The sequence below is a fragment of the Gordonia sp. (in: high G+C Gram-positive bacteria) genome (genome assembly GCF_012515855.1).
Lineage (GTDB): Bacteria > Actinomycetota > Actinomycetes > Mycobacteriales > Mycobacteriaceae > Gordonia.
Genome location: NZ_JAAYXO010000052.1, coordinates 1 through 14,448, shown reverse-complemented (window position 1 = coordinate 14,448; position 14,448 = coordinate 1). Strand labels below are relative to the sequence as shown.

Sequence of the window (14,448 nt, the reverse complement as noted above, 5' to 3'; positions counted from 1 at the left end):
GGGAGGATCGCCGGACGCACCGTCGCGTAGTCGGCGAGAGCCGCGCTGACCGTTTCCGGGGCTGCATTGATGGCGATGCTCGCGGTGGCTGTTACCTGTCCCACTTGTGGTGGCTCCTTTGGGTTGTCGGCACCCGAGCGCCGAACTGCGATTGCCTTCGAGGCAGAAAGTCGACCCCCACGGTACTGGCCTGAGGCTACGGTGGGAATGTGGCTTTGAACGCATCCGAGTACGGCGACCTCGCATTCGATCGCGGCAGACGCAAGTTGCTCGAGAGCTACCGCTCCATACCCGACGGAGCCAACGTCCGCCTGGCGAAGAAGACCTCGAATTTGTTCCGCAAACGTGCCGAGACCTCCGCTCCCGGACTCGACGTCTCCGAACTGCACCGGGTGATCTCGGTCGATCCCCACGAGCAGACCGCGCAAGTCGCAGGCATGTGCACCTACGAAGAACTGGTGGCGACCACCCTTCGCCACGGTCTCGTTCCGCTGGTGGTCCCGCAGTTGAAGACCATCACGCTCGGCGGGGCCGTGACCGGCCTCGGGATCGAGAGCACCTCGTTCCGCAACGGTCTGCCGCACGAGTCGGTGCTGGAGATGGAGATCCTCACCGGCAACGGCGAACTGGTGGTGGCACGTCCGGACAACGAGCACCGTGACCTGTTCTTCGGGTTCCCCAACTCCTACGGGACGCTCGGCTACTCGGTACGTCTCAAGATCAAGCTCGAAAGGGTCCCGCCGTACGTCGAGCTTCGTCACATTCGTGTCCACAGCACGCGCGAACTCCAGGATCTGATGGCGCAGATCGCCGAGGACCGCGACTATCGCGGCGAACGCGTCGACTACCTCGACGGCGTGGTGTTCACCGCCGACGAGGCGTACGTGGTGCTCGGCAGACAGACCGACGAGCCCGGGCCGGTGAGCGACTACACCGACGCGAACATCTACTACCGCTCCATCCAGCACGACGGCGCCGAGCCCAAGCGGGATCGCCTCACCATCAGCGACTATCTATGGCGCTGGGACACCGACTGGTTCTGGTGCTCGCGCGCGTTCGGCGCGCAGAACCCGCGCATCCGCCGATTCTGGCCTGCGCGCTACCTGCGCAGCAGCTTCTACTGGAAGCTGATCGGCTACGACCAGCGCTGGGACATCGGCGACAAACTCAACGCACGCAAGGGACTCCCGCCCACCGAGCGCGTGGTGCAGGACATCGAGGTCCCGATCGACGCCACCGCCGACTTCGTCGACTGGTTCCTCGCCGAGATCCCGATCGAGCCGCTCTGGGTGTGCCCGTTGAAGCTCGCGGAACCGTCGCCGATCGAGGTGGGCGCACCGACTCCCGAGGCGGCCGCCGCCGTCCGGCCGTGGACTCTCTACCCGCTCGAACGAGGCAAGTTCTACGTGAACGTCGGCTTCTGGTCGGGCGTTCCGGTGACCCCGGGAAAGCCCGGACACACCAACAGAGTGATCGAGCGCAAGGTCAGCGAGCTCGGTGGACACAAGTCTCTTTACTCCGAATCCTTTTATCCCCCAGAAGAATTCGACGCCCTGTACGGTGGCGAAACATACGATGCCCTGCGACGACGCTACGATCCCACGCGCCGCCTGCTCGACCTCTACGAGAAAGCCGTCAAGCGAGCATGAAACTGGCACAGATCTTCGAGAGCCTCGTCGGCCCCGACCTTGCGATACGTATCACCGCGTACGACGGCAGTTCGGCGGGACCGGAGAACGCCGAGTTCGGCCTCAACCTGAAGACCCCGCGCGGAACCACGTACATGGTGACGGCCCCGGGCGACCTCGGCCTGGCCCGCGCGTACGTCGCAGGCGATGTGGAGCTCATCGGCGCACACCCCGGCGACCCCTACGGCGCCCTGCAGGCCCTGGCCGGGGACCTCAAGTTCCGCAAACCGGGCCCGCTGGCACTGGCGCGGGTGATGCGGGACATCGGCATGGAGCACTTCAAGCTGATCCCGCCGCCGCCGCAGGAGAGCCTGCCGCGCTGGCGCCGCTTCGCCGAAGGATTACGGCACAGCCGCGAACGCGACGCTGAAGCGATCCACTACCACTACGACGTCTCGAATCGCTTCTACGAACTGGTTCTCGGCGAATCGATGACCTACACGTGCGCCGTCTACCCGAATTCCGACGCGACGCTGGAGGAAGCGCAGGAGAACAAGTATCGCCTCATCTTCGACAAGCTGAAGCTCAAGCCCGGCGACCGCCTGCTCGACATCGGCTGCGGCTGGGGCGGCATGGTTCGCTACGCGGCGCGCCGCGGCGTGCATGCATTAGGCGTGACCCTGTCCAGCGAGCAGGCCGCCTGGGCTCAGCAGGCCATCGTCGAACAGGGGCTGTCGGAGTTCGCGGAGGTCCGGTTCAGCGACTACCGCGACGTCGCAGAATCGAACTTCGACGCCATCTCGTCCATCGGACTCACCGAACACATCGGCGTCGCGAACTACCCCAAGTACTTCGGGTTCATGCAGGAGAGGATCAAGCCGGGCGGCCTGATCCTCAACCACTCGATCACCCGGCCCGACAATCGGACCCGCACCAAGGCCGGGCCGTTCATCGACCGGTACGTGTTCCCCGACGGTGAGCTCACCGGTTCGGGCACCATCATCGCGAAGATGCAGAACACCTCACGCCTCGAAGTGCTGCACGAGGAGAACTTCCGCCACCACTACGCGATGACACTGCGCGACTGGAATGCGAATCTGGTCGCGAACTGGGACGAGGCCGTCGCCGAGGTCGGCGAGGGCACCGCGCGCCTGTGGGGCCTATACATGGCGGGTTGTCGCATCGGCTTCGAACGGAACATGGTGCAGCTCCACCATGTGCTGGCCACCAAACTGCAGCTCGACGCCACCACCAACCTGCCGCTGCGACCGTGGTGGGAGCCGTAGCCGGATGCGCTGCGTTTCTCCTCGGGTGGACGGTACGGCCTGGGCGCTACTCGACCGGACGGGCGCCCAGCTCGGATTTCAGTAGATCCAGCGCCACCTGATCGGGGTCCAGGCGGTTGTCGGGCGAACCCGACTGCGCCTGCGCCACCATCTCGTCACGCTCGGCGTCGGTGAGTTCCTCGTCGGGGACCGGCGGCGGCGCCGGTTCGGCAGGCTCCTCTGGCTCGGGCGGCTGCTCCGACGACGCCGACCCCTGCGAGTCCCGAGGGCGACTGGGCCGAGTGAAAGTCTGCTTGCGCGGCGCCGCCTGCTTCGGCGCAGGCGTGCCCGACGGCGCGGGCGCCGACCCGGGCTGCGCGTGGACCACGCCGACGGTGAAACCGGAGCCGAACACCTCCACGACGGCCGCGGTCAGCGCCCGCAGGCCACGGTCGTCGGCGAGTCGCCCGACCAGCGCCGTGTGCGGGTGGCCGAGCACCACCTCGCTGCCCTCCACCTGATGCACGAAGGCCGCGGACAGCATGGCCTCGAGGACCGAGCTCTGCTTGCGAACCGCGGCGCGGATGTCGGGCCAGCGCGCAGACACCGCATCGACGGTGAGGCCGGTCGGCTCCTCCGGTTCCGGTTCCGGCGCGGGCGCCGGTGCCGGCTTGGCCGCGGGCCGCGAGTAGCCGTCGTCCGGCGGCGGCAGATAGTCGTCATCCATCGGCGGCTCAGCCGGCGGGATCTCGTCGTCGCGCAGGGGCCGACGGTCGGCGACCGGCCGCGTCGGTTGCTCGCGCTCCTGGCGAGGCGGCTCCGGTGCCCGCGGGTCGGAGACGACCGGCGGGTGCGCCACCGGCTCCGGGGCGGGCGGGGCGACGGCGGGTTCCGGGGCGGGCGGAGTGATGACCGGCTCGCGCGCTGTCTGCTCCTGAACCACCGGCTCGGGTTCGGCGACCTGCGGCTCGGGGCGCACCGGGGCAGCCGGGGGCGTCTGGGGCACGGGAGGTTGAGGCGCGGGAGGCTGGACCGCAGGGGTAGGTGCTTCCGGCTCGGGGGTCGGCGCCGGAGCAGGGGCCGGCTCGGGTGCCGGAGCGGTCGCCGCGGCTTCCTCCGCCTTGCGCTGCTGCGACGGTCGGACGAACCGCGGTGCGGGTTCGTCGGCGGTCGGGGCTGGTGCGGCCGGTGCGGACGCGCTCGGGGCCGCGCCGACGGCGGCCGGAGCGCCACTGCCCGCGGGGCGTCGTTCCAGAGTCTCGACACGCTGCAGGAGGGCGGCGTCGTCGGACGAGGCCGACGGCAGCAGCAGTCGCGCGCACATCACCTCCAGCAGGAGTCGCGGCGAGGTGGTGCCGCGCATCTCGCCGAGCGCCGCGTGCGCCACCTCGGCGTACCGGGTCAGGGTGGCGGGTCCCAGCTGCGAGGCGGCCTGGTGCATGCTCGCGATCTGATCCTCGGGCGCTTCGACGAGTCCTCGCTCGGCAGCGTCGGGAACGGCCTGGACCAGGATCAGGTCGCGGAATCGATCGAGGAGGTCTATCGCGAATCGGCGGGGATCGTGGCCGGCTTCGACCACCTTCTCCACCACGTCGAACAGCCCGGACCCGTCGCCCGCCGCGAGGGCGGCGACGGCCGCGTCGATGAGAGCGGAGTCGGTGACGCCGAGCAGCGAGAGCGCGCGCTCGTAGGTGACGCCTTCGTCGCCCGCGCCCGCCAGGAGCTGGTCCAGGATGCTGAGGCTGTCACGCGGCGAGCCCCCGCCCGCACGAATCACCAGCGGGTACACCTCGGGCGCGACCACCACGCGTTCCTTGGCGCAGATGTTCTCGAGCAGACCGCGCATCACGGTGGGCGCGAGCAGGCGGAACGGATAGTGGTGGGTACGCGACTTGATGGTCGTCAGCACCTTCTCCGGCTCGGTGGTCGCGAAGATGAAGATGAGGTGCTCCGGCGGCTCCTCGACGATCTTGAGCAGCGCATTGAAGCCCGCCGACGAGACCATGTGCGCCTCGTCGATGATGAAGACGCGGTAGCGGCTCTCGGCCGGGGCGTAGAACGCGCGGTCGCGGAGGTCGCGGGTGTCGTCGACGCCGCCGTGGCTCGCGGCGTCGAGTTCCACAACGTCGAGGTTGCCCGGTCCACCCGGTCCGAGCGCCACGCACGACGCGCACGTGCCGCACGGCGTCGACGTCGGTCCCTCGACGCAGTTCAGCGAACGCGCGAGGATGCGGGCCGACGACGTCTTACCGCAACCGCGGGGCCCGGAGAACAGATAGGCATGGTTGATGCGGCCGGTATCGAGTGCTCGGCTCAGGGGCGCGGTGACGTGCTCCTGGCCGACGACTTCGGCGAAGGTTGCCGGACGATAGGTGCGATAGAGAGCCACGGGGCAAGACTACCGGCGACCTCCGACGGCCGTGCCGGTGCTCACCCCAAGACGACCGGGGCGCCGATACACCACCAGGGTGATGACGACGGTGACCACCAGGATCGGGATGAACGGCTGCGTGGTGAACCAGTCGAACCAGGGCGGATGTTTGAAGAACAGCCCGGTGAAGTAGGCCTGTTCCACGCTGCGGTTGGCGAACCACATGGGGAACGCGAAGTGCGTCCGCCAGGCCGTCGCGGCCAGGAACCCGCCGATGGCGAGCGCGACCAACGACCACTGCCGCCACCCGGTCAGCTTCTCCGCGACGTGGTGGATCACCACCACCAGCAGCGGCACCATCCACACCCAGTGGTGCGACCACGCCACCGGCGACACCGCGCACGAGGTCATGCCGACGATCGAGAGTGCGAGCAGTTCCTGCCCGTGCCGGTGCGCGGCAATTGCGGCGGCGCCCGCCACCAGGACCAGCAGGATCGAGAGCACCAGCCACAGGCCGGTGCTCGGGTAGTCGGTGTCGGCGAAGTTGGCGATGGCTCCGCGGATCGACTGGTTGCCCACCGTCTGCGGCGACGACACCCGGTCCGAGTCGAACATGGTGCCGAACCAGAAGGCCGTCGACGCCGTCGGCATCAGCGCGAACCCGAGCGCCACCGAGCCGGCGAAGCCCGCCGTCATGCTCGCCGCGGCCTTCCACTGCCTCGTGACCAGCAGATAGGCCCCGAAGATGAGCGGGGTCAGCTTGATACCCGCGGCGATGCCCGCGCCGACGCCGCGCAGGCGACTGCCTTCCGGACGGGTCAGATCGGCGACGATCAAGAGCATCAGGAAGACGTTGATCTGCCCGAACCAGATGGTCGCGCGCACCGGTTCCAGGAGGGCGCTGAGCGCCACCAGCGAGCCGGCGATCACCCGGAGTTTCCACGTCGCGTCGTGCCCCAGGCTGCGGAAGCCGAGCATCACCGTGAGGTACAGCGCGACGAAGATGCCGATGGTCCACACCAGGTGCGCGAAGCCGGCCGACATCCACGCGAACGGCGCGAACAGCAGCACCGAGATCGGCGCGTATGTGAAATCCATCTGGCCGAGCAGTTTGGCCTGGTAGAGGTCGCCGCCGTCGAGCATTACCTGCGCTCCCGCGCGGTACACGTCGAGGTCGAGGAAGTTCCCGAACAGCCCCCAGTAGGGCTCGGTGTAGGGGATCAGGACGTGCTGAAACCAGATGGCCAACAGGCCGGCGACGAGAAAGCCGACGACTGCCGGAGTCGAGCGTTCGAGCTTCATGGACGCATGCTTACTCTGCGTCCAGCAACACCTCGGTCGCGGCGAGCAGCGCGCACGTGGCGACGCCGTCCATCGCGGTAGCCAGTTCCTCGATCGACGGGAAGGTCGGCGCGAGGCGGATGTTCTCGTCGCGCGGATCCTTCTTGTACGGGTAGGTGGAGCCGGCGGCGGTCAGCGCGATGCCCGCGTCCTTCGCGAGTTCGATGGTGCGCGCGGCGGCGCCGTCGACCACGTCGAGGCTGATGAAGTAGCCGCCCTCGGGATGCGTCCACGAGGCGATCTTGCTGTCGGCCAGGCGGTCTTCGAGGATCTCGAGGACCTTGGCGAACTTCGGCGCGATGAGAGCGCGGTGGCGGCCCATCAGCTCTCGGACGCCGTCGGCGTCGCGCAGGAACATCAGGTGGCGCAGCTGGTTCAGCTTGTCGGGACCGATGGTCGAGACGCCGGTGTTCTTGACGAACCAGTCGAGGTTGGTCTTCGACGACGCGAAGAACGCGACGCCCGCTCCGGCGAAGGTGATCTTGCTGGTGGAGCCGAAGACGTACACGCGGTCCGGGTTGCCCGCCTCGGCCGCGAGGTCGAGGATCGGCAGCGGCGCCGGGGCCTCGTCGACCAGGGTGTGCACGGCGTAGGCGTTGTCCCAGTAGATGCGGAAGTCGGCGGCGGCGGGCATCGCGACGAGCTTGCGGGCGACCTCGTCGGACACCGAGTAGCCGGTCGGGTTGGAGTACGTCGGGACCAGCCACATGCCCTTGATCGACGGGTCGGCCGCGGTCAGGGCCGCGCAGGCGTCGACGTCGGGGCCGTCGGGGTTCATCGGGACGGTGATCATCTCGATGCCGTAGCGCTCGGTGATGCCGAAGTGACGGTCGTAGCCGGGGGCCGGGCAGAGGAACTTGATCGGTTCGGCCGACCACGGCTTGTCGGAGTCGGGGTTGCCGCTGAGCAGCGAGTGCACGGTGATGTCGTGCATGGCCTGCAGGCTGGCGTTGCCGAGCGCGATGGTGCGCTCGGCACCGGTGCCGAGGAGTTCGCCGAAGATCTCGCGCAGCCCGGGAAGACCGGTGACGCCGCCGTAGTTGCGGCAGTCGGTGCCGTCGGGGCTGGTGTAGACCTCGCCCGGCAGCGACAGCATCTCGTTCGAGAGGTCGAGCTGATCCGGGGCGGGTTTGCCGCGTGTGAGGTCGAGCTTGAGACCCGCGGCCTGCAGCGTCGCGTAGCGCGTCCGCAGATCTTCCTGGGTGGTTCGGAGTTCGTCGACACTCATCGAGTGAAAATTCAACGTGGACCTCTCCCACAGTCACATGTGCGGCTGTAGCTCTAACGCGCCTCAAAAATAAGAGGACCCCGCGCACCCGAGAGAGCCCGTTGACCCTTGCTGCCTTCCGGCCCTGGGGGAGTTCACAGGATGCACGCCGCGCGGGATCCGATTAACAGTGTAGCGGGTCGATCTTGGATCGTCGTTTTGGGATCCACGCATCGCACCCGTTACGATCATTCCTGCCTGGAGGATTCGCCTAGTGGCCTATGGCGCTCGCCTGGAACGCGGGTTGGGTTAACAGCCCTCAGGGGTTCGAATCCCCTATCCTCCGCAAATGGAAACATCCCCTTGCCCCTCGAAACGAGGCGCAGGGGGATGTTTCCATTTGCGGACGCTAGCCGATTCGGGAGGAGCGAAGCGACGGTTCCCTATCCGAACGCGACGCACCCACCCAACGAAGCACCCCGATCGCAACACCGAGCCCCAACCCCCTTCCACCGTTGATCGTTACCCGCTCCGGGTAACGATCAACGGCACAAGCACGACGTCAGCCCCGACAAGTACCCTCACCCCATGACCGACACCCTCCCCGACCTCCTCGCCGAGCTCGCGGCCCTCGACGATCCCAAGATCCGCGCGGTCAACGAGCGCCACGGCGACGACCACGGCGTCAATCTGACCAAGCTGCGGGCGGTCGCGAAACGGCTGAAGACGCAGCCGGACCTGGCGCGGGAGCTGTGGGCGACGGGCGACACCGCGGCGCGCCTGCTGGCGATCCTGATCAGTCGGCCGCGGGCGTACTCGGCCGACGACCTCGACGCGATGCTGCGGGAGGCGCGGACCCCCAAGGTCCACGGATGGCTGCTGGCCAACATCGTGAAGAAGAGTCCGCACGCCGAGGAACTCCGCGTGCGGTGGATGGCCGACGCCGATCCGGTGGTCGCCAGCGCCGGCTGGCAGCTCACCAGCGTGCGGGTCGCCAAGGACCCCGACGGCCTCGATCTGCCCGCGCTGTTGGACACCATCGAGACGGAGATGGCCGACGCCCCCGACCGCCTGCAGTGGTCGATGAACGAGACCCTCGCGCACATCGGCATCGCTCACCCTGACCTGCGGCAGCGCGCCGTCGCCATCGGCGAACGACTGGAGGTCCTCAAGGACTACCCGACGCCGCCGAACTGCACGTCGCCGTACGCGCCGCTCTGGATCGCGGAGATGGTGCGGCGCGCCGCCGAGTAGCGACCGGTCAGAACAGGCGGCGGCGCAGGTTCGTCTCGGCGAGGTCGACGAGTTCGTCGCCGCGGCCGGACATCACCGTCCGAAGCGCGTAGAGCGCGAAGCCCTTGGCCTGCGCCACCGAGATCGCAGGCGGGATCGACAGTTCCTGACGGGCAGTGGTCACGTCGAGCAGTGCCGGACCGTCGTGCGACAGGAAGGCGTCGATCGCGGCGGGCAGATCTGCGGAGTCGGTGACGCGGCGACCCCAGATGCCGACGGATTCGGCGAGGGCCGCGAAGTCGGGATTCGTGAGGTCGGTGCCGAAGGTGACGAATCCGGCGGCCTTCATCTCGAGCTCGACGAAGTTGAGCGACGAGTTGTCGTAGACCACCACTTTCACCGGCAGCGAGTTCTGCACCAGGGTCAGCAGTTCGCCGAGCAGCATCGCCAGCCCGCCGTCGCCCGCGAGCGCGATGACCTGCCGGTGCGGTGCGACCGCCGAGATGCCGACGCTCTGCGAGACCGCGTTGGCCATGGATCCGTGGTTGAAGGAACCGATCAGCCTGCGACGACCGTTCATCTTCACGTAGCGGGCCGCCCACACGACCGGTGAGCCGACGTCGGGCACAAAGACGGCGTCGTCGTCCGCCGCATCGGACAGCAGCTTGGTGAGGTACTGCGGATGGATCGGCTCACCCGCAGCGGACGGCGCCGCGAGATCGTCGAGCCCTTCGCGCGTCTTGCGGTAGTGCTCGCGCGCGGTGGCCAGGTGCTCGCCGTCGCGGTCGCCGTCGATCAGTTCGGTCAGTCGCGGCATGGTGTCGGCGGCGTCGCCGACCAGCGGCAGGTCGACCCGACAGCGACGACCGATCTGCCGCCCGCGGATGTCGAGCTGAATGACGAAGGCCTTCGACGGCAGAAACTGCGAGTACGGGAAGTCGGTGCCGATCATCAGCAGGGTGTCGCAGTGCTCGATGGCGCGGTATCCGGACGAGAAGCCGAGGAGACCGGTCATACCGACGTCGTACGGGTTGTCGTACTCCACGTGCTCCTTGCCGCGGAGCGCGTGGACGATCGGCGCCTTGAGCGCCGCGGCCAACGCCACCAGCTCGTCGTGCGCGCCCGCCACGCCCGCGCCGGCGAGGATCGTGACCCGCTTGGACTCGTTGAGCCGGAGCGCTGCCAGGCGCATCGGTTCGACGGCGGGGTACATCACGGTGTCCACGGCACGAATCCGCGTGACCCGTTCGGGCCGATCGATCGGGGTCAGGAACAGTTCACCCGGAATCACCAGCACGGCGACGCCACGCTGTTCGACGGCCGTGCGGATCGCGATGTCGATCAGGTGCGGCAGTTGCTCGACGGTGGTGACGGTCTCGCAGTAGTCGCTGCACTCGGCGAAGATCTGTTCGGGGTGCGTCTCCTGGAAGTAGGTGGTGCCGACGGTCGCCGCGGGAATCTGCGCCGCGATGGCCAGCACCGGCACCCGCGACCGATGAGCGTCGTAGAGCCCGTTGATGAGGTGCAGGTTTCCCGGTCCGCAGCTGCCCGCGCACACCGCGAGCCGCCCGGTGATCGCGGCCTCACCCGACGCGGCGAACGCGGCGCCCTCCTCGTGCCGCACGTGAGTCCACGCCAGCGATTTCGACGTCCGCAGCGCGTCAGTGAAGCCGTTGAGCGAGTCGCCCGGGATCCCGTAGATGCGCTCCACCCCTGCGGCGGCGATGGTCTCGACGATCAGGTCGGCGACGGTGTAGCTCATGAACTCTCCTCCGAGACTGCGACGTTCGGTACGTACGCCAGGGTAGTGAATTCCAACATCCGGCAAAGCCGACTCACCGAGTCGCGCGCACCTGTTCGTCGAGCATCGTCATCAACTGCGCGACGCGCGTGCGTCCGGTCGGCGCGGCCGGGTACCGACCCAGTACGGAGCGGACCGTCGCGGGCATCCGCCGGGCCTCGGCGACGACGAACCGGTCGCCGACCGTCGGATCGTTCGCGTCGAGCGCCGATGCGAGCGCCGCGTACGCGCCGGCTCGCAGGATGTGGCCGACCTGAGTGGCCTGCGCGAGCGGATGGAGGTAGGCCGCTGCGGCGGCGTCCCCCGCCGCATGCGCCGCACACGCGGCGGCCTCGGAGCCCGCGCTCTTGGCCGCCCGGTGGCGCGAGCGGCCGTCGCGGAGTACTCCGCGACGGCGCGGAGCTCGCTCATCGACAGATCGAAGTCACTCGGCACGCGGCGGATCCGGATCCAGTGCGACCGGCTCATCGACCAGTTCACCGGAGCCGATGGGGTCACCGGGCGGCCGCCGATAGCTGACGGCGGTGTTGACGAAGGCGAGGGTGGGGACCGCGAGCAGTCCGCCTACTATGCCCGCGACCATGATGCCCGCGGCGATCACGATGATCACCGCGACCGGGTGCAGTTTCACCGACCGTCCCATCAGGAACGGCTGCAGTACGTGGCCCTCCACCTGCATCACCACGATCAGCACGACCACCACCAACAGCGCAGTCACCCATCCCTGGGTCGCCAACGCGATCAGCACGGCGATCGACCCGGCGGCGACGGACCCGACGATCGGGATGAAGGCGCCGAGGAAGATCAACGCGGTCAGCGGCAGCACCATCGGCACCCGCAGGATCGCCAGGCCGATGCCGATGCCCACGGCGTCCAGCAGCGCCACCAGGACCGTGGCGCGCACGTACGACTGCAGCGTGTGGAATCCGGCGTCGCCCGCACCGCGCAGGTGCTCGCGGTGTGCGATAGGCACCAGTCGGGTGACGAACGACCAGATGCGGCGTCCGTCGTACAGGAAGAAGATCAGCAGGAACACCGTCAGCAGCGCGGCGGTCGCGAGCTTGGTGACCACCGTGGCGGTGTCGATGGCACCGGTCGCGATGGTCGCCTCGTGGGACTGCAGCCAGGAGATGACCTGGTTGGTGCCTTGGCGCAGGCTGGCCGAATCCAGGTTGAACGGACCGTCCTCCAGCCACGTGCGGAGCTTGGCGATGGAGTTCGCGACGTCACCCGACATCCGGGGGATCCCCGAGATGAGCTGTTGGACGACGAACGACAGTCCCGCTGCGATGACCGCCAGGGTCAGCACGACAGCCGTGAGGACTCCGACCGACCTCGGCACATGGTGGCGGGCCAGCCAGCGGACCAGGGGTTCGAGGAGCGCCGCCAACAGGATGGCGATCGCCACCGGAACGAACACTTCTTGGAAGCGCAGGAAGATCTTGCCCAGAACCAGCAGCCCGGCACCGATGATGAGCAGCCGCCAGGTCCAGGCCGCGGCCACGCGGACGCCCGGATGCACCTGGTCGTCGACCCATCCGGAATCTGGCGACCCGGGCCGACCGCCCGATTCGGAACTCACAGGCGGTACCTTACGCGGCGCGGGTCGCCGGAATCAGAACCTGACGGCCACCGGCGACGCCGGGCCGACCGACAGCGCGGCCAGCGACGTCGGCGTGATTCCGCTGCGGAACGCGGCCGCGATGCCGCTGACGTCCTCGCCCCGCGCCACCCGGGCGGCCTGCGCGGGGGTGAGGGTCAGGTCGGCGATCGCCACGCGCCGCAGCACGTCGTCGCCGTTCATATCGGTGGTCGAGGTACGCATGGTGAGGACGGCCCGGTTGCCGTCAACGGTGATGATCGGATCGGCGAGGGCGATCTCGAGCAGGTGGAACTTGGTCCACACGGTCACGGTCCCGGCATAACGGAGATGGCCGCGACCGTTGCGGACGGTGTTGTCTGCAAGCTTGAACGACATCAGGCCGGCTTCGTCGACGGCGGCGCCGTCGCTGCCCGACAGGGCGCCGTCGGTCTTGCTGCGGACCGTCGAGGCGAAGGTCGGCGAGTACGCCCACACCAGGTTCTTGGGGGCGGGCTTCGGGGTGTTGGGGCCCGGGGCCGTGGAGTAGTTGATCGGAACCATCAGTTCCTGGGCGGCGTTGACCGAGTCCGCCGCGCCGAAGCTGTAGATGCCCCAGCGACCACCGGCCGGGATCTCCTTCGGCGTCGCGAGCGTGATGCGGGCGGTGAACTCGCCGGTCCGGCTGAGCTCCACCCACTGCTGCCGAATGGTGCGTCGCAGGTCGAACGGCACATTCGGCACGGCGTTCAGGGCGTCGCGCGAGAGCACCCACGCGGTCTGCGCGCGGACCGTGGTGCGCGACGACTCCGGCGCACCCTTCGACGGCTTCCAGTTCTCGCCGAATGCGCCGAAGGTCACGAAGGTGCCGTGCGGCACGCCGGGCGGCACCGGAACCGGGAGGCCCGAGGTGTTGGCGTTCGGATCGAAGCCGGAGCCCTTGACGACCACTTGGTCGCCGGGATGCAGTTGCGTGGTCCCGACCGGGGTCACGCCGTCGGCGAGAAACACCTCGATTGCGGGCTTCGACGGGGTGGCGGTCGCGGGTGCCACCGCGACTGCCGTCAAGGCCACGGCCATCAGACCGGCGACGAGTGCGACGATCAGCCGCGACAGCTTGTTCATAAGCCGACCCTAACCTATGGACTTTTCGCGGCGAACGGGACCAAAGGCCCACCCACCCCCGCATTTGTGCCGATTTCTTCAAGACCGCGGTCGCACTCGCGCCGAGACTGGAGTCATGAATACACGAACAGACACCAACATCTGGCCCGGCCTCACGTCCGACGACCCGATCGCCCTGCGCGACTGGCTCCAGCGGCTCGGCTTCGACCCCGGCATCCTCGTCGAAGGCGACGGCGTCGGGGAAGTGCACCACTCCGAGATGCTCTGGCCCGACGGCGGCCGGGTGATGATCCACTCCGCGAACAAGGCCGACGACACCTTCAACCGCCCCGTCGGGTCCGGGAACCTGTACGTGGTGGTCACCGACCCCGACGCGGTCTTCGCGAAGGCCACCGCGCTCGGGGCGACCCTTGTCCACGACATGGAAGACGCGGACTATGGATCCCGAGGGTTCTCCATCGCCGATCCGGAGGGCAACGTATGGAGCTTCGGGACCTACGCCGGTTGACCGGCGTCACGATCACCCCGTACGACATCGACGGCGCCGCCCCGGGCGAGCACCTCGGACTGCCGTCGGCGTCCGCGACCCTGGTGATCGATCTCGCCGGCGGCCTGGTCCTCGGCACGGAGAACGCGCCCGGGACCGCGACCTTTCGCTGCTGTCTCGCAGGCATGCACCGACGACCGGTGACGATCCACCACGACGGCACCCAGCACGGCGTCCAACTCGACCTCTCCCCCGCCGCGGTCCGCGCCCTCCTCGGCCTGCCCTTCGCGGAACTGGCGGACGAGGCGATCGAACTGTCGCAGATCGACACCGACTTCGCGCGCCGACTGCACGAGCAGCTGGCGGAGGTCCCGGCCGAACGCCGCACCGAGGTCTGCGCCCGCGCACTGG

10 protein-coding genes, 1 tRNA gene, 1 other RNA gene and 2 pseudogenes are annotated in these 14,448 nt (G+C 68.4%); 6 read left to right on the top strand and 8 right to left on the bottom strand.

Translation table 11 applies throughout. From position 1 onward, the window contains the following. Positions 1–104: pseudogene (locus tag GX543_RS03390) on the bottom strand (SRPBCC family protein); the annotation flags it as partial. 111 nt (positions 105–215) lie between these two features. Here GX543_RS03390 and GX543_RS03385 point away from each other — a divergent pair. Both GX543_RS03385 and GX543_RS03380 read left to right on the top strand, forming a co-directional pair. After that, positions 216–1,649 carry an FAD-binding oxidoreductase gene (locus tag GX543_RS03385; protein WP_290849787.1) on the top strand — a complete coding sequence of 478 codons (1,434 nt, stop codon included), beginning with the start codon at positions 216–218 and terminating at the stop codon, positions 1,647–1,649. Then, positions 1,646–2,914 (top strand): class I SAM-dependent methyltransferase, encoded by a 1,269-nt coding sequence (locus GX543_RS03380; protein ID WP_290849786.1) that lies wholly within the window; start codon positions 1,646–1,648, stop codon positions 2,912–2,914. The genes GX543_RS03385 and GX543_RS03380 overlap by 4 nt, the downstream gene beginning before the upstream one ends. 46 nt (positions 2,915–2,960) lie before the next feature. Here GX543_RS03380 and GX543_RS03375 read toward each other — a convergent pair whose 3' ends face one another. The 4 genes from GX543_RS03375 to ffs all read right to left on the bottom strand — a co-directional run bounded on the left by GX543_RS03375 (position 2,961) and on the right by ffs (position 7,997). Then, positions 2,961–5,282 (bottom strand): DNA polymerase III subunit gamma and tau, encoded by a 2,322-nt coding sequence (locus tag GX543_RS03375; RefSeq protein WP_290849785.1) that lies wholly within the window; start codon positions 5,280–5,282, stop codon positions 2,961–2,963. A gap of 9 nt (positions 5,283–5,291) precedes the next feature. Then, the gene (locus tag GX543_RS03370; protein WP_290849784.1) at positions 5,292–6,566 is read right to left on the bottom strand and encodes a glycosyltransferase 87 family protein; all 1,275 of its coding nucleotides are present in this window, start codon (positions 6,564–6,566) and stop codon (positions 5,292–5,294) included. A 10-nt stretch (positions 6,567–6,576) separates the two neighbouring features. Beyond that, positions 6,577–7,848, bottom strand: coding sequence for an aminotransferase class I/II-fold pyridoxal phosphate-dependent enzyme (locus GX543_RS03365; protein WP_290849783.1), 1,272 nt, complete (start codon positions 7,846–7,848; stop codon positions 6,577–6,579). Between the two features lie 54 nt (positions 7,849–7,902). Then, positions 7,903–7,997: signal recognition particle sRNA small type (ffs, locus tag GX543_RS03360), an RNA gene on the bottom strand. 75 nt (positions 7,998–8,072) lie between these two features. Here ffs and GX543_RS03355 point away from each other — a divergent pair. Beyond that, positions 8,073–8,158, top strand: a tRNA-Ser gene (locus GX543_RS03355). Positions 8,159–8,400: 242 nt separating this feature from the next. Beyond that, a complete protein-coding gene (locus tag GX543_RS03350) occupies positions 8,401–9,066 on the top strand; it encodes a DNA alkylation repair protein (RefSeq protein WP_290849782.1) in 666 nt (221 codons plus the stop codon). Positions 9,067–9,073: 7 nt separating this feature from the next. On the opposite strand, the gene poxB is transcribed toward GX543_RS03350, so the two are convergent. From poxB to GX543_RS03335, 3 genes are all read right to left on the bottom strand, one after another. Beyond that, positions 9,074–10,807, bottom strand: a complete 1,734-nt coding sequence (poxB, locus tag GX543_RS03345; protein WP_290849780.1) for a ubiquinone-dependent pyruvate dehydrogenase — start codon at positions 10,805–10,807, stop codon at positions 9,074–9,076. Between the two features lie 463 nt (positions 10,808–11,270). Next, positions 11,271–12,428 (bottom strand): AI-2E family transporter, encoded by a 1,158-nt coding sequence (locus GX543_RS03340; protein ID WP_290849779.1) that lies wholly within the window; start codon positions 12,426–12,428, stop codon positions 11,271–11,273. 33 nt (positions 12,429–12,461) lie between these two features. Next, a complete protein-coding gene (locus tag GX543_RS03335; protein ID WP_290849778.1) occupies positions 12,462–13,550 on the bottom strand; it encodes an HtaA domain-containing protein in 1,089 nt (362 codons plus the stop codon). 115 nt (positions 13,551–13,665) lie between these two features. Here GX543_RS03335 and GX543_RS03330 point away from each other — a divergent pair, with 115 nt between their 5' ends. Then, complete coding sequence (locus GX543_RS03330; protein ID WP_290849776.1) at positions 13,666–14,058, top strand: VOC family protein; 393 nt, start codon at positions 13,666–13,668, stop codon at positions 14,056–14,058. After that, positions 14,031–14,448 (top strand): annotated as a pseudogene (locus GX543_RS03325) (AraC family transcriptional regulator); the annotation flags it as partial. The gene GX543_RS03330 and the pseudogene GX543_RS03325, both read left to right, overlap by 28 nt.